The sequence below is a fragment of the Kitasatospora cystarginea genome (assembly GCF_039533515.1).
Taxonomy (GTDB): domain Bacteria; phylum Actinomycetota; class Actinomycetes; order Streptomycetales; family Streptomycetaceae; genus Kitasatospora; species Kitasatospora cystarginea.
Genome location: NZ_BAAATR010000029.1, coordinates 102,570 through 117,533, shown reverse-complemented (window position 1 = coordinate 117,533; position 14,964 = coordinate 102,570). Strand labels below are relative to the sequence as shown.

Genomic DNA, 14,964 nt, shown 5'->3' with positions numbered 1-14,964 from the left:
CGTCGGACCTTCGGCATGCCCCCACACCCGCACACGGCCACGACGCGTCACCAACGCCATTGACCCGGTTCAGGCGAGCCCAACTGAAAGGCGGAGGCTAAAGGAAGTGCGGGTGCACTCCGCGTGCTGGGCGACCGCGAATCCACCTCGTCCGGAAGGCGTGCACGCGGCGACCACCCGCGAGCGATGGCATCAGGTCCACGACCTGCTTCGCAAGGGTGTGGGCCTGCTCGAGTGCGCCCGCCGTCTGAACCTGGCCTGAACACCGTCAAGCGATACGCACGCGTCCCCCAACCCGAGGGTCTGCGACGGGCGCCGCAGTACCGGCCCACCCTCGTCGCCCCCTACCGCGACCACCTTCGGACCCGTCGCACAGAGGACCCCGCCGTCCCCAGTCCTCCAGTTGTTCCGGGAGATCAAGGAACTGGGCTACACCGGAAGCCTCAACCTCCTCTACCGCTACATCACCCAGGGCCGGGCCGAGAGCGACCGCCCGGTGATCAGCCCGCACCGGCTCACCTGCCTCATGCTCACCCGCCCCGACCAGCTACGGGACAAGGACACCGACCTGCTCAAGACCCTCACCGCCGCTTGCCCGGAGACGACCGAGCTCACCTGGCTCGTCCGCTCGTTCGCCGAACTCCTCACCCCGGCGCCCGGCAACAACGCCAAGCTCACCGAGTGGATCACCGCAGCCCGCGCTGCCGAACTGCCTCACCTGCAGAGCTTCTGCAGCGGCGTCAAAGGGGGCTGCAGAAACGGTTCCCGCCCCATGGTCGATCTCACCGTGGCGGAGATCCGGCGACTCCTGGCAACTGGCCGTCCCCGCGGCCCGCTTCCACCACGATGCTCGCCCCGCGCTCATGCCTTGAATTGGTCCACCTGGCGACGAACGCCAGGCCGTCGCCCGCCGCTGCCACTACCAACGCCAGCTGCACACGATCGAGGGGCGGTCCCATGAAGACCGCCCCTGATAAAGCACCAGCCCACTACACTCCACCGCGCAGCCCTCTGAACAGGCAAAACGTCAAAGTCCTGCTGGAGTACTAGTGCGGCCGGTTCGTCATGAACCCTGGAAGACTTCCAGGCCAGCTGCCTCGGCATCATCAACCCCACCGACGCCTATTGGGCCAACCCCAGAGGTGCGGCGGATCGGTCCCTCGCTCCGCCGCTCCCTCACATGTAATCGTCAATTTCAGTTGACAGCGAGACCGATCAACTCGCTGATGCTTCTCATGTCCCGCATCCCGTGGAGGTATCCCACTCCACGATGGAGGTGCACCAGAAGCGTGTTGGCAACGTTCTTATCGGTTGGTTCTTCGCCGTCGGAGACACAGCGCTGCTGGATCAGAGCCAGGTAGATGTCGCCGTGGTCACCGGCGAAGGTCCGCCAGCTCATCTCCACATTTGAGTCCGTGACGATTTCTCGGACCAGCGGCGTGCTGGGATCTTTCAGAGAAACGGCGAGCGCCCAGCGGCACAGCACGTTCCAATGGGAGATTCCAGTGTGGCGTTTGATCCAGACGAGCTGATCACGGGCGGTCTTCGACAGGCGAATGGTCTCAAGCGACATGGATGGCTCCCGAGGTCCACCAGTATCCGGGCACGACAGCAGTGGTGAGCTCGGTGTCGTCGTGGACCAGCATGTAGGTGTGCGAGATCGAGGGCTTCAAGCGGGCGAGCAGGTGCTCGTCGATCTCCTCATCGGTGGAGAGCAGGAGCACTTGGCGACCGGCCTTGGGGAAGTAGCGGTCGACGAGATGCTGACGGTGCTGGCTGTCGAGCCGACCCAGCGGTGTGTCGATGACGCTGGGGAGGCGGTTGCCTGCCACCTTCATCAGACCGGCCAAGAGTGAGATAGCGAGGAGTTGTCGTTCACCCGCACTGAGGCGCCCGAGGTTAAGTTCCTCGCCCTCCTCGTCCCACAGCTTCAGGGCGAAGCTCTCCGGGTCGATGTGAAGGTTCTTGACCAGCCCTCGCTTGCGCATGAGCTCGTTGAAGCTCTGCAGGACCGCCACTTCCAAGAGCCCGATGTGGCGCTTGACGAGCGCGCTACTGAACTGTGTGAGAGTGCCTCTTGTACGCTCGGCATAGTCGAAAAGCCTCTTTGCTGCCTCCGCGTCCCACGTGGAGTCGCCCGCTTCCTTGCGCGCGCGGGTTACAGCGGCTTCTAGTTGGTCGCGTCGGCGCTTCAAGTCCTCGACGACTGCGCTCGAGCGCTCGTGGTCGGCTCTTGCTACAGCGACTTCGTCATGGAGTTCTCGTCGCTCGGCCATGATGGACTCAACACGAGTCTGGTCGGGGACGCTCGAGAGCTGCCGGTCGAGAGTGTCCAATTTGTCCTGCAAGTCCGCAGACTCGTCCAGGAGCTCTCGTGCCCGTTTCCGGTCGTGCACGAGTGTTTGGTGCAGAACTGCCAACTGGGCCACAGCATCGTGCGGAAGGCGGAACCCGTGCTCCCAGCTGGCGACGGCGGCACGCTTCTTTCGGTCCGCCGCGAGCTTCCGTGACACCGATAGCCGTGTGGAGTCCGGGAGGCTGTCAAGCAGGCCAAGGAGCCACTTGTCTCTGTCCGCCAGCACCTCCACGACTTGAGTCGCCTTGGATGCCTCACTCTCCTGCTCGGCCTGCTTGCTCAGCACTTCCAGTTGGTCCTGAAGCAGCAGCAGGGGGAGCGAGGATGCCGCAATGTTCACCAGAGCCGATGCAGAGGCCTCGACCTGTGACTTCACGCGCCCACGGTCCGTCTCGAGGTCCTTCACGCGCTCGAAGAGTCGACCCCCCTCGCGCTCGAAGTCACTCTCCGACTGGTCCAACTCTCCCTGGAGACGGTCCAGAGCTGTCTTGAGCTTGCTGCGCTTCTGGACTTCCGCATCCACGGCCCTCTCAGCCGCCTCGTACTCAGCCTCGCGGGCTTCGAGTACGGCCATGAGTTCCTGGTCCTTGGGAGTCATCTCCTGACGGCGCTGCAGTGCAGCCAGGTCAGTACGCAGCTGCTCGACCGCATGAACCCCCATGAGAGATCGGACCGCAGTCCGAATCACGGCGCCGGCCTGCTCCGGGTCGGCGAGCGACTCGATCTTCTCCCCGTCGAAGAAGAACAGGGAAGAGAGGTCGAAGGGAAGTATTTCCTCTACGTGCTCGAGCCACCCACCGGCGATAACCGGCTCGGATACTCCGTCGATCTCAACCGTCAGGGTGTCCTTGCCGTCGGCGCCCCAACCGCGGACAACAGTGTAGAACTGCTCCTTGTCCTCTACTGCGATTGAGAATTCGATAGCGACCGACGCGCCCTCGCCGGCCTCAGCCTGCCTGTTGATGCTCTCACGCAGAAACGTCTCGTAGTTGCGGCCGCCGCGAGCGCTGCAGTTGGCACGCCGGCCGTACAGGGACAACTGGATCGCGTCGAGCAGCGTGGTCTTGCCGCAGCCATTCAGACCGCCGATCAGCACGATCGGACGATTCTTCTTCGGGGTGAGTTCGAGTGAGTGACGACCTCGGTAGGCCCCAAAGTTCTCCAAGGTGATCTTATGCAGAAGCATCGGTGCTGGTCTCTTCGTCGAAAATGCTGGGCGTGGTGAACTTGCGCGCGCGAAGGGCCCTCTTGCGCTGCGCGAAGGCGAGGGCGTCCTCCCGGTCGGCGTAGTAGCCCTTCTTGATGGTGTCTTCCAACGCCTTGAACAGGCCCGAACGGCGGGTCATGGTGCGGTACTTCCGCTCCACTCCGAGGAGCGCCCTCGTTGTCTCGAAATGCAGGGTGTCACCCCGGCAGATCTCTTCAAGGATCTTCATCTCGTCGGCGCCCAGGACCAGCTGGGAATCCAGCGTGCGACCGGGGAAGTCCGCCCCCGTGGTCTCACGGTAGATACGCGGAAGAGAGTCCTCCACCTCATGCTTCTCAAACACCCAGAGCCGACGGATCTCGTGCAGTTCGTCCATCGTGATCAGCTCGATGTCCCGCACATTCTCAGGAGCGTGCTCGCGCACCCACGTCTGCGCCTCCAGGAGGTCCCGCAGCCACTCCTCCCGAGCCGACTGCTTGTACGGCCCGTGCACAACGTCTTCCCCGTCGCCGAAAAGCATCACGCTGCCGTTCATGCGCCGGAAGTCGCGAATGGGCTTGTCGGGCAGCGGCTTGCCTGTCTCCTCGTCGCACCCGAGGGGCGCGTCCAGCTTGTTGCGCAGGGTCAGGAGCGGGAGCATCCACTCCTTCTCGTCATCGTTCTGGATCATGGCAGACATGGACTTGTCCTCTTCGACGAGGGTGCAGGTCCAGCAACCGAATCGACTCGAACCACAGGAAGGTGTGGTGTTATCGACGACGAGCGGGCACTCGCCATCCGCCGAGGCCCCCTGATACATAGTCAGGAGGTCCTTGTTGTCGTACCCCCAGGGGTTCTCCTGCTGCATGAGGAAGGCCCACACGTCCTCGTTGGTCCACTCCTCCACGGGGCTGTAGACGAGGGAGTTCGGCAGGTTGCCGTTCGGCGAGAGGCGGTCGCGAACACGTCGTTCCTCGTGCTTCGCCATAGCCCGGGCTCGCGCCTGGCTTTCTGCCTTGCGGATGCCCAGCACGAGGATGGCCTCGCCGTGCTCCTGAACGACGCTGCGGATGAACTCGTTGGACGGCCTGATCTTCAAACGCTCGGTGCACCAGCGGAACTTCGGGCGCGGCGCGGGGTATCCCCGGCCGATCAGGGACACCCAGAAGCTATCCTTGATCTCCGGCGTCAGGCGATGTGGCTGGATCGGAAGATCCTGATCGACAGCCGCCTGATGCATCTTCTCCAGTGAGTGCTTGACCCACATGGCGACAACCGGGTTCTCCACGAGTGTGTCGGTGCTGATCACATGAACCGGCTTGGTTCGCTGATCGGCCGGCAGCCCCTGCAGCGCGAGCCAGACGAGCTGGAGGACCGCGGTGGAGTCCTTGCCCCCGCTGTAGCCGACGACCCATGGCACCTGGTCAGCGGTGTAGAGCTCGCGGATCTCCTCGGCGAGTTCCCCCACGACCTCGGCAAGTTTGCGGCCTCCGAAGAGCGGGCGTCGCACTTGGATGAGTGGGAGGGTGGTCATTCGTCTCCTCGCATGTACGCCGCCTCGACTCGCTGCTCCTCAGCGCTGAGGGGAAGCCGCAGGTGATGGCGCAGATAGTTCACGGTCAGCGTCACGTTCTGATGGTTCTTGGACACCCGGCCCGCCACGATGGCTCTACCGGCCCAGTCCTGGTTGGCGCGGGACCAGTCCACGTGCTTGAGCGGCGCCAGCCTTGGTGCCCACTCCGCCGGGTCCGTCGACTCGCGCAGGAGGGTGTTGCCGAGACGGCCGAGAGCATGCAGGGCGATGCCGTGGCTGTGAATAAAGTCCCGCCGGATCTCCGGTGCAGACAGCTTGCGTTCGCGCACCAGGCGCCACTCGGGGATGGCCGCGTCGACCGTCTCCCAGAAGGTCTGCGCCAGGGACACCGCCTGCTCCTGGTTCTCCAGCTCAATTCCCTGCAGCAACGCCTGGGTGGCGAAGTACAGTGCACTCAGGGTGAAGAGCCGGCGCGAGCTTGAGGAGAGGGTGCTCTTCTCCATCTCCACATGGCCGGTGAACACCGACGACCGCAGTACCAAGAGGCGAACGAGCGCGGAGTCCTCATCCCGGTGGTCGTAGAGCACGCCGATGGACCGTGGTGGCCTGACCGCGTGCCGGTTGAGGTCCGCGAACATCTGCTGACAGCGTGAAAGTCCTGTGTCGTGGAAGAACACCACCGCGATGGTCTCGTCGCCGAGGTCGGGGTTCTCCTTGAGTGCCAGCTCGATCGCGCCCCGGCGGTGCTGACCATCGTTGATCAGGAAGCGAGCGTCCATGGGGATGCGGATCTGGCCGGCGCGCATGCCTGGACCTTCGTCGTGGATGCTCTCGAAGATCATCTCGCCGTCGACGGACGCAGTGAGGGCACTGAAGACATAGTTGTCCGGATTATCCAGAATGTACTTCGCGAGAGCGGGGAGCCTGCCCTTGTTGAGCACGCGCTGCGCTCTAACCTCGGCGGCGAGCTCCTCGTCGTCAAACAGGAAGATCTTGGGGATCAGCCGCAGCGGGCACATGGAGACGTAGAACTCCCGCCCCGCCTGCACCCCTCGGATGGCAGGGAAGACGTACTCGAAGCCCGATGACGTCCTACTGCCTGTCTTGGTAGATGTACGCGTACCCACCTGCGCAAGGGTATCGTAGCCACGTCACCGATTTAACGTTTGAGACGTGTCCTGCTTACCGAAAACTGCCTGGGGGTCTGCTGATGGCGACGTACCTGGACGCGGCAGCAACCGCCCCGGTCGACCCGCGTGTCGCACAGGTGGTGCTCCACTGGATGACAGAGGAATTCGGCAACGCCGGCAGCCGGACCCACGAGTACGGCACGCGCGCCAAGCGCGCCGTGGCGCAAGCTCGGGAGTACCTCGCAAGGACGGTAGCCGCCAAGCCCGAAGAGCTCGTCTTCACCAGCGGAGCCACCGAGTCCAACAACATCGCGATCCTCGGCCTTGCCCCCTTCGGGGAGAAAAGTGGCCGACGTCACATCATCGCGTCGGCGATCGAGCACAAGGCCGTTCTCGAGCCTCTCGAGCACCTGGCGTCTCGTGGCTTCGAGGTCGAGTACGTCAAGCCGGGCCCCAGCGGCAGGATCTCCCTCGAATCCGTCCTTGACCGTCTGCGGCCGGACACACTGCTCGTCTCACTCATGCACGTGAACAACGAGACCGGCGTCATCCAGCCCGTCGCTGACCTGGCCCGCGAGCTCCAGAAGACACCTACCTATCTTCACGTCGATGCCGCCCAGGGCTACGCAAAGGTGATCGAGGACCTCAAGGCCCCCATCGACATGATCAGCATCAGCGGCCACAAGATCGGCGCACCGAAGGGTGTCGGGGCGCTCGTGCTGCGCCGCCGCGGGTGGAACAAGGTCCCTCTCGAGCCCATCATGTTCGGCGGCGGCCAGGAGCGGAAGCTACGCCCAGGCACCCTTCCTGTGCCATTGATCGTGGGGCTCGCCGAAGCCTCCCGGATCTTCCACAGTGAGCACGCGCAGTGGAAGAAGGAGTCAGAGCGGATCCGTGAGGTCCTCCTCGCCGCTCTCGCTCAGACTCGCTTCACCATCAACGGCGACCCCGCCCACACCGTTCCGCACATCCTGAACGTCTCCTTCGCCGATCTGGATGCTGAGGCACTCATCGTTGCACTGCAGGACCAGGTGGCAGTGGCGACAGGCTCGGCCTGTACAAGCGCCTCATACACTCCGAGCCACGTCTTGACGGCAATGGGCCTTCGCGAGCACACGGCCAGGAACGGGCTGCGGCTGTCCTGGCTCCCCAACCAGCTGAAGGACCTCGACGTTGAAGCCGTTGTGGCTGAGGTGCTCAAGCTTCAACCAGAAGCCTGATCCGGTCGCCGCTTGACCAGGCGATGTCCTTTCAGGTTCCAGCCACAGCGGGCGAGCTCCGCCTCCCAGCCGGCCTCCGTCCCGATCAGGTGCGGTTTGGCGTAGAGGCCAGCCCTAACCTCGGCGTCCGTCAGACGCCGGTAACGTGCCGCATCCGGATCATCCGAGGCAAGAAATTCGTGCTTGCGATGCAGTAGAGGGCGGTTCGTCGACCCCTCATAGGATCGATGAGAAGTCTCGAGCGAGCGCAGGTCGACCTGGTAGTCACTGTGGATCCGCGGATGCGGATCGGAGTCGAAGTCTGGGTAGTGCAGCCAGCTCGCCGCTCGCCCATCGTGCTTGAGCTTGACGATCGTCCACTCCCTGGGGCGCCCCGCCGCGATCGCAGCGCAGTGCTCGTAGAGCCGAAGGACCGTCGGCATCGCGTCCAGAGCGCGCTGATGAACGTACAGCGCCGTGGGCGTTAGCTTGCCCACCCTGGAGGCCGACATGGCGCCTCTCACGTACGAGTCATCGCGCAGCTTGAGCAGCAGGCGGTCGGCTCTTTGGCATGCCTCCCCGTAGGAGGAAAAGAAGGCCCGGATGTCCAGCTGGACAGATAGCGGAAGGCTCGTGAATGGCCCTCTGCCATTGAACAGTTCAAGTGCCAGGAACAGCAGGGTATCGAGGGTGGACCGGCGCACCGCAGCGTCGACCAGCTCCTGGCGAGCGGTTTCACGGAGCAGTTTCCGCACAGCGGCTGGCTTGAGCTGGGCGACAACTTCCGCGACCGGTCTTGGTGCTTCTTCCAGCCGTGGTGCCCGGCCCCGGCGTTCGACGTACTCCACCAAAGCCTTGACGGCGCCGCCAGCCTCGTCGGAGACTGCCCAGCTCAACTGCGGCGCGATACGCCTTGCGAGGTAACCGAGCCGGGCAGTTTCGTCCCTGAACGCGTAGATGATCCCGGGCGCAGCGGCCACACAGCGCGAACCGGTGACATCCTCAACAAGGCGGCGGAGCTCGTGAGTGGCGAACAGGTGCTGGAAGGTGCCACGACTTGTGAGAACTCCATCAGCCGCCTGATCGCCATGCACCTTGGAGCGTTCCCACGTCAGGCGTGCCGACACGACCAACACGGCCTTTGTCAGCTCCCACGCTGCTCGGAGCGTTTCCCGCCTCTCTGCCGGGTTTTCGATCACATTGAGGACATAGGTCGCGAGGACGACGTCAGCCGGACGCTTCTGGACGTGTGGCTGGAAGTGCGGGTCCCACCCGGTGATTTGACGGTCCAGCCGCTTCAGAACGCGTACGTCGTCGCCACGGCCGCACCCGAAATCCAGGATCGTGCGATCTGGATGCAGCTGGCCGTCAGCAAGGGCCTGGCGAGCTGGCACCGAAAGGCGTGATCGTGCGATAGCCGTTCGATGCCGCTCGCTCGCCCATCCTGGCTCTTCCACAACCCCTCCCCAGGCCGCGCTATGGCCTGCAGAATTCCCGAACCTGGGCACCGCGTGCTTTGGGGAGCGGCCGTGCCCCGAACTGCTCGGCTCCACCCCGGGCCGCGACCCCTCCACGAAGGTGAAGCCCGCGGCCCGGGGCGGACGGCAGGCGACGCTACTTGACGAGAGCATCTGCCAGTCGCTGAGGCCCGATCCAGCGAGCCACAGCCCAGGGATCGTGCTGCTGACAGTAGACGCCCACGTTAACCGGCGTCATTGCACCCTTTGAGTTCCTGGGGGCAGCAAAGAGCTCAGAATCCTCGATGCGGGCTGGGCAGCCGCCAGGAAACTCACAGCGCCGGCGCGTAGCCACCGTACGCAGCACCCACAGCGCCTGAGGCTGCGTAACAGCTCCCAGCTCGGGAAGCGTCACTATCCCTGAAGCCCACGGAATCGCATCATAGATATTCGTATATCTATTCTTCACTGAATTGCACCAGCCGCAGGCGAGCCGCAGGTTGAAGGTTTCCGTTTTCCCACCCTGAGCGACCGGAGTAACGTGATCGACCTCGATGCAGGCGTGGGCCGGCCGTGTGCGGGGCCGAGTGAAATCGACCAAGCTCGGCACGACCGGCAGGTCCCCGGACTCGCCCAGGAACTTGCCTCGAGCCGCCGGTCCGAATTCATGCCCGCACAGATAGCAGCGCGGATCCGGCTGCGCCTGCGCCCACAGCTCGTCGCGCATGGCAGCGGTTATCGTCAGGCGTTTACGGTCGCGCCGGGCCTGCACGAGCTGCCACGCGAAATCCGTCAGAATTCTGGCGTACTTGTCGCGTTCGTCCTTCGGGGAATGGGGGCTGGCCTGGTTGAAGTGCGCCAATACCTGCGCGTGCACGTGAGCGATGTTGAGATTGCTGTCCAGCTGGAACGGTGCCAGGTCCACAAGACTCTCGATAAACCAGCGCCCCCATACCGTGGACAGGTCTCCGCGCAGCAACCATCCGTGCTGTCCCGAAACCTCTTCCGGAACGGTACGGTCCGAGAGAGCCTTGAGGTGCTCATCCGACCAGTTACTTGCAAGCGCTTTCTGAATCTCGGCGATGAAACCAGCGACATGCTGAGGCTGCATCACGCCCCGCTGACTGGGTTGTACAGGCTCTCCTTCGGAAGCGACTCCGGATTCTTACGATAGTCAACCCAGAGCTTGGCCCAGCGATTGCGGACTGCGGGAATGTCTTTCTTTGCGACGTTCCAGTTCCTGTTGAAGTAGGCGGGGCTTACATCCTCGAGCCATGATTCCATCGTGGCATCCACGTCGCCAACGCTGCTCAGCGTCTTTTTCTGGGATCGCAGGTACTCGAAATAGTCGGCCGCCAGGATCGTCAGGCTCACCTTATTGAAAAGGTTCCGCTGGGAATTTCCCCAGGCGTTGGAGGCCTCCATGTCGGGTGAACCAAACGTGTCTCGGACGTTCGAGTAGAAGCGAACAAACACCTCACGCCACGGACCGTCCGGGCGACCCCATTCAGCAAGCCGCTCTTCCTGCGTCTCACACTGCGCCACGAAGGCACTGTCTTCGAGGTGGTGCTTCGCCCAGACTCGCGCCCAGTCATTCTTTTCGCCATAGAGCTTTCCGCCGGCGAGCTTCCGGAAGATGCTGACGAGGCCCGTGAGGACGGACCACTGAAGAGAGGTGTTCTGGTCGCCGGCGATGCCCGTCTGCACGAGATTCTTGAAGGGGCTATCGTCTGAGCGTGTCAGATAGGCAATAGCTTGAGAGTCGTCAAGCTTGATGTCTGCATTCTTGAGCCGTTGCGCGACCGGTTCCAGCTCCTCCTTGCTGAGGCTGGTCGAGACGATGGTGCCGAGGAGTGCCTTATTCAGTGGAGTGGCCTTTTGATTCACTACCACAAACTGGAAGACGTGCTCGCTCGGGCTGTCATCCATGAGCATCGATACCGGAAGCTGTCGGACATGATCGGCGATGAAGGATGAACTCGCCTCGTCCGGGTTCATGCCCAATTCCGCCGACTTAAGAAGATATTCCTTCCCCGTATCGGTCTCCGTCAGCATTTCGGCCGCAAGTACCGCGCCCTTGAGTCGGTGCTGTCCATCCACGAGCATGGCCGGCTTGAGGTAGCTGATCATGGCGGTTCGATCGAAGCCGAGGATGCGCTCGGGCTTGGCGCTGTCATCGAGGGCTTCGAGTACTTTAATTCGACCTCTGAGCTCGGTGTAGAAGTCGGTGATGTGGGTCTCGTCCGTCAGTAGAACGCTGGCGGCATCGGAGTCGTCGACGCCTGCGGCGTTGATCTCATCAACATCTTCATCTTCGTCCACCTCGGTGGAATCATCGAGGCCATGCTCGACGCGTCCCCGCTCCATTATCGACGCTATGCGAGTCTGATCGAGGGGCATCTCTGCGAGGCTTGGAACGCGCAGCTCCAACCGCTGCACAACTTGCTTCATAAGGTCCAGCAGTGAATCGCCGCTGAAGTCGCGGCTCGTGATTCGCAGTGTGCCGAACTGGGGATGTCCGTCTTGCGGGACGAATTCAACCAAATCCAGGCCCTGGGGTGCCGCGAGAAGCGGATTCTGCACGACGTTACGCTCGTCATGGTAGAAGCTGGAGAGCTCGCGGATCCGGCTCTTGCTCTCCTGCCGCTGGAACCCGATGGTCTGCTCGTCCTGGAGCCGACTGCGCTGGGGCACGCCCACCCAGTCGGAGATCTCGGTCGCCCGCGCAGCAAAGAGCACCAAAGGTTTCCCCGCCGGCGTCTGCTGCGTCCGGTACGCCGGGTACTCGTATGTGGTGATCTTGGCGTTCACGCGGGGCCCCTCCAGCGGATCGTGATCGTGCGCGCCCACAAAGTTACAGTGCCGCGATGGCGGGTGGGAGACATTCGTGGGCTAAGCCGTCATTGGTCGACCACACGGCGGTAGCTGACTGCCAGCCACTCAGCCCAGGTCCACCAAGCTGATTCGGAGTGACGCTTCCGCGGTCCTGTCGGGGTGGCCGGCTGGGGAGGGCGTGGGGTGTCCGCTGGTCTGCCCAACCTTGCACGCCTGCTCCGGTCGGGCCTGGCGGGCGGGGTGAGGGTCAACGATCGGGCGGGCGGTGCCTGGGCGGCGTCGAACAGGTTGGTGAATGCGTGCTGCCAGGGTCGGTCGAGGGATTCTGGCCAGCGGGGAGGGTGGAGCTGGAGCTCGACCATGTGGCTGATAGTTCGTCATGATCCGCAAGCCGGATGGGAGTGATTGGGTGCCAGCCAGACGGGCCTTACCGAGGCCGTCGTCAGCGTGAGCTCCACGCCGGAGGCGGCCTACAGCGCGGCCGAGCACCCACGGGTAATGCGCATGGCGCTACACTTCCGGCAGCCGTCGGCACATCGCCCATGGCCTGTCGCCGCTCGGAACTCGCTTGGCCGCCTGTTCCGGGCGGCTGACTTGTATCCGCAAGGGGGATGCCCGGCGGGCGAGCCGACGAAAAGCTCGGCGGGCTGGGGAGTGGCCCTCGGTAGGATGTTATTGCCCGCAGTAGACCTTCGATCTGTGTGGCAGCTCGGGAGCTGACACCGGTCAGCGTCTCGTCGCAGCCCTCAGACTTGCGCCCTGTGGCGGCCCGCTGGGTTGCGCGCAGGAGGAATTGGAGCATCCGAGGATGGCTCGGCACCTGATCACCAGCGCCCTTCCGTACATCAACGGGATCAAGCACCTGGGCAACATGGTCGGGTCGATGCTCCCGGCGGACGTCTACTCCCGCTACCTGCGCCAGCGCGGGCACGACGTGCTGTACATCTGCGCCACCGACGAGCACGGCACTCCCGCCGAGCTGGCCGCCCAGGAGGCCGGCCTGCCGGTTGCGGAGTTCTGCGCACAGGCGCATGACCAGCAGAAGGCGATCTACGACGGCTTCCAGCTGTCCTTCGACCACTTCGGCCGCAGCTCGTCGCCGCAGAACCGGGAGATCACCCAGGAGATCGCCCGCGAGCTTCACGCCAACGGCTTCATCGAGGAGCGGGCGATCCGCCAGGTCTACTCGATCACGGACGGCCGCTTCCTGCCCGACCGGTACATCGTCGGCACCTGCCCACACTGCGGCTACGACAAGGCCCGCGGTGACCAGTGCGAGAACTGCACCCGCGTCCTCGACCCGACCGACCTGCTGGAGCCCCGGTCCGCGATCAGCGGCAGCTCCGACCTGGAGGTCCGCGAGACCAAGCACCTCTTCCTGCTCCAGTCGAAGCTGACCGAGCAGGTGGAGGACTGGATCGCCGTCAACGCCGACCACTGGCCAGTCCTGGCCTCCTCTATCGCCCGCAAGTGGCTGACCGAGGGCCTGCAGGACCGCTCGATCACCCGCGACCTGGAGTGGGGCGTGCCCGTCCCGGCCGATGTCTGGCCGGAGCTGGCTGCCGAGGGCAAGGTCTTCTACGTCTGGTTCGACGCCCCGATCGAGTACATCGGCGCCACCAAGGAGTGGGCGGACGCCGCCCCGGCTGCTGCGGTCCGCGACTGGAAGTCCTGGTGGTATGAGGCCGACGACACCGTCCGGTACACGGAGTTCATGGCCAAGGACAACGTCCCCTTCCACACGGTGATGTTCCCCGCCACCATCCTCGGCTCGCGCCAGCCGTGGAAGAAGGTCGACTACGTCAAGGCGTTCAACTGGCTCACCTACTACGGGGGCAAGTTCTCCACGAGCCAGAAGCGTGGCATCTTCACCGACGTCGCCCTGGAGCTGTTGCCGGCCGACTACTGGCGCTACTTCCTGATGGCCAACGCTCCTGAGTCCGACGACTCCAGCTTCACCTGGGAGCTGTTCGCCTCGGTCGTCAACAAGGACCTGGCCGACACCCTCGGCAACTTCGTCAACCGTGTGCTGTCCTTCAGCCGCAAGCGCTTCGGCGACGACGTGCCCGCCGGCGACGCTCCGGGCGAGGCCGAGCAGCGTCTTGGCGCGCAGGTGGCCGAGCTGCTGGCGGAGTACGAGGGCCACCTCGACGCGATGAACTTCCGCAAGGCCGCGCAGAGCCTGCGCGCGCTGTGGAGCGCCGGCAACTCCTACCTGGACGAGAAGGCCCCCTGGCTCCAGGTGAAGACCGACCCCGAGGCCGCAGCGCTCACCCTGCGTACGGCGATGAACCTGATCTACCTCTACTCGGTGGTCTCCGAGCCGTTCATCCCGACTGCGGCGAAGGCCATGCGCCAGTCGTTCGCGCTCGCCGACGACGCCCCGGCCCGCACCCGGACCTGGGTGAGCGGCGAGGAGGCCCAGGTGCTGGACTTCGTGCCGGCTGGCACTGGCTTCACCGTGCCGCCTGTCCTGTTCGCCAAGATCACTGACGAGGATCTGGAGACCTGGTCGACCCGGTTCGGCGGCGAGTAAGCACGAAGGGGACTCCAACATGGGTGGGGGCGGCGGCGCGGTGATCTTCCTGGTGCGTCATGGAGAGGCCGACTATGCAAGGCTTGCGCCGCACGCCCCCGTCTATGAAGGGGCAAGGCGAGACTTTGCCCCACTGACGGCCCTCGGCGTGGCCCAGGTACAGTCCGCCGCACGGGAGTTGCAGGAGGCCCAGCCGACGCTGGTCGTCGCCTCGCCGTACACCCGCACACTGCAGACCGGCGCCCTGTTGGCTGCGACCTTTGGGTGTGACCTGCGAGTTGATCCTGCCCTGCACGACTGGCTGCCGGTCCGTGACGGCAGGACGCCGGTGACCGCCGACGCTGTGCGCCGTGCGATCGACGAGTACGAGCTGTGGCGTTCGTCGGGCGCCCTGCCGGCGGACCGACAGTGGGAGACGGATGCCGAGATGGCCGAGCGGCTGAAGGCTGCGGTGGAGCGCCACCAGTCGCCGGGGCCGCTCGTGGTCGTGAGCCACGAGGCCGTGATCAAGGCGGCGGCCGGTTCCGAAACCGTCGATCTGGCGTCAATTCACGTACTGCCCAAGTAACTCACTCGTTCTGATGGCCGCACGGCGTCTGGGGTGACTCGTGTTTCCACTGTGCCGTCGTGATGGGATCTTTGCGCCCTACCCAGGGACATATCAGGCCAAAATATGATGAAACGCCTCCCGTGCTGGTCCAGATGTGGGACCGTGGCTGCTCTGGGAAGTC

At 64.2% G+C, this 14,964-nt stretch carries 10 protein-coding genes and 1 pseudogene; 4 read left to right on the top strand and 7 right to left on the bottom strand.

What is annotated here, in order from left to right:
• Positions 1 to 97: 97 nt before the first annotated feature.
• Positions 98 to 745 (top strand): annotated as a pseudogene (locus tag ABD369_RS27535) (ISL3 family transposase); the annotation flags it as partial.
• Between the two features lie 450 nt (positions 746 to 1,195).
• Here the strand turns inward: ABD369_RS27535 and dndE are convergent.
• The 4 genes from dndE to dndB are packed head-to-tail and all read right to left on the bottom strand — an operon-like array spanning position 1,196 to position 6,203.
• The gene (dndE, locus tag ABD369_RS27530) at positions 1,196 to 1,573 is read right to left on the bottom strand and encodes a DNA sulfur modification protein DndE (protein ID WP_344639243.1); all 378 of its coding nucleotides are present in this window, start codon (positions 1,571 to 1,573) and stop codon (positions 1,196 to 1,198) included.
• The gene (gene dndD / locus ABD369_RS27525; RefSeq protein WP_344639242.1) at positions 1,563 to 3,542 is read right to left on the bottom strand and encodes a DNA sulfur modification protein DndD; all 1,980 of its coding nucleotides are present in this window, start codon (positions 3,540 to 3,542) and stop codon (positions 1,563 to 1,565) included. The genes dndE and dndD overlap by 11 nt, the downstream gene beginning before the upstream one ends.
• The gene (dndC, locus tag ABD369_RS27520) at positions 3,529 to 5,076 is read right to left on the bottom strand and encodes a DNA phosphorothioation system sulfurtransferase DndC (RefSeq protein ID WP_344639241.1); all 1,548 of its coding nucleotides are present in this window, start codon (positions 5,074 to 5,076) and stop codon (positions 3,529 to 3,531) included. The genes dndD and dndC overlap by 14 nt, the downstream gene beginning before the upstream one ends.
• The gene (dndB, locus tag ABD369_RS27515; protein ID WP_344639240.1) at positions 5,073 to 6,203 is read right to left on the bottom strand and encodes a DNA sulfur modification protein DndB; all 1,131 of its coding nucleotides are present in this window, start codon (positions 6,201 to 6,203) and stop codon (positions 5,073 to 5,075) included. Before dndB ends, dndC begins: the two co-directional genes overlap by 4 nt.
• Positions 6,204 to 6,286: 83 nt before the next feature.
• Between dndB and dndA the strand changes: the two genes are divergently transcribed.
• Entirely contained in the window at positions 6,287 to 7,426 is a 1,140-nt protein-coding gene (gene dndA, locus ABD369_RS27510) for a cysteine desulfurase DndA (protein ID WP_344639239.1), read from the top strand.
• Here the strand turns inward: dndA and ABD369_RS27505 are convergent.
• The 3 genes from ABD369_RS27505 to ABD369_RS27495 all read right to left on the bottom strand — a co-directional run bounded on the left by ABD369_RS27505 (position 7,411) and on the right by ABD369_RS27495 (position 11,673).
• Positions 7,411 to 8,862: a DNA phosphorothioation-associated putative methyltransferase gene (locus ABD369_RS27505; protein ID WP_344639238.1), complete on the bottom strand. Its 1,452-nt coding sequence runs from the start codon at positions 8,860 to 8,862 to the stop codon at positions 7,411 to 7,413. The genes dndA and ABD369_RS27505 overlap by 16 nt on opposite strands.
• Before the next feature lie 157 nt (positions 8,863 to 9,019).
• Positions 9,020 to 9,973: an HNH endonuclease gene (locus ABD369_RS27500; protein WP_344639252.1), complete on the bottom strand. Its 954-nt coding sequence runs from the start codon at positions 9,971 to 9,973 to the stop codon at positions 9,020 to 9,022.
• Positions 9,973 to 11,673 carry a ParB N-terminal domain-containing protein gene (locus ABD369_RS27495; protein ID WP_344639237.1) on the bottom strand — a complete coding sequence of 567 codons (1,701 nt, stop codon included), beginning with the start codon at positions 11,671 to 11,673 and terminating at the stop codon, positions 9,973 to 9,975. Before ABD369_RS27495 ends, ABD369_RS27500 begins: the two co-directional genes overlap by 1 nt.
• A gap of 832 nt (positions 11,674 to 12,505) precedes the next feature.
• Between ABD369_RS27495 and metG the strand changes: the two genes are divergently transcribed.
• Both metG and ABD369_RS27485 read left to right on the top strand, forming a co-directional pair.
• Positions 12,506 to 14,233 carry a methionine--tRNA ligase gene (gene metG, locus ABD369_RS27490; protein ID WP_344639236.1) on the top strand — a complete coding sequence of 576 codons (1,728 nt, stop codon included), beginning with the start codon at positions 12,506 to 12,508 and terminating at the stop codon, positions 14,231 to 14,233.
• A gap of 40 nt (positions 14,234 to 14,273) precedes the next feature.
• Positions 14,274 to 14,801, top strand: coding sequence for a histidine phosphatase family protein (locus ABD369_RS27485; protein WP_344639235.1), 528 nt, complete (start codon positions 14,274 to 14,276; stop codon positions 14,799 to 14,801).
• The last annotated feature ends 163 nt before the right edge of the window (positions 14,802 to 14,964 follow it).

What these genes read in the sequence shown, in the direction of transcription:
- dndE (WP_344639243.1), bottom strand. Translation starts at nt 1,573, where the DNA reads ATGTCGCTTGAGACCATTCGCCTGTCGAAGACCGCCCGTGATCAGCTC.
- dndD (WP_344639242.1), bottom strand. Translation starts at nt 3,542, where the DNA reads ATGCTTCTGCATAAGATCACCTTGGAGAACTTTGGGGCCTACCGAGGT.
- dndC (WP_344639241.1), bottom strand. Translation starts at nt 5,076, where the DNA reads ATGACCACCCTCCCACTCATCCAAGTGCGACGCCCGCTCTTCGGAGGC.
- dndA (WP_344639239.1), top strand. Translation starts at nt 6,287, where the DNA reads ATGGCGACGTACCTGGACGCGGCAGCAACCGCCCCGGTCGACCCGCGT.
- ABD369_RS27500 (WP_344639252.1), bottom strand. Translation starts at nt 9,973, where the DNA reads ATGCAGCCTCAGCATGTCGCTGGTTTCATCGCCGAGATTCAGAAAGCG.
- metG (WP_344639236.1), top strand. Translation starts at nt 12,506, where the DNA reads ATGGCTCGGCACCTGATCACCAGCGCCCTTCCGTACATCAACGGGATC.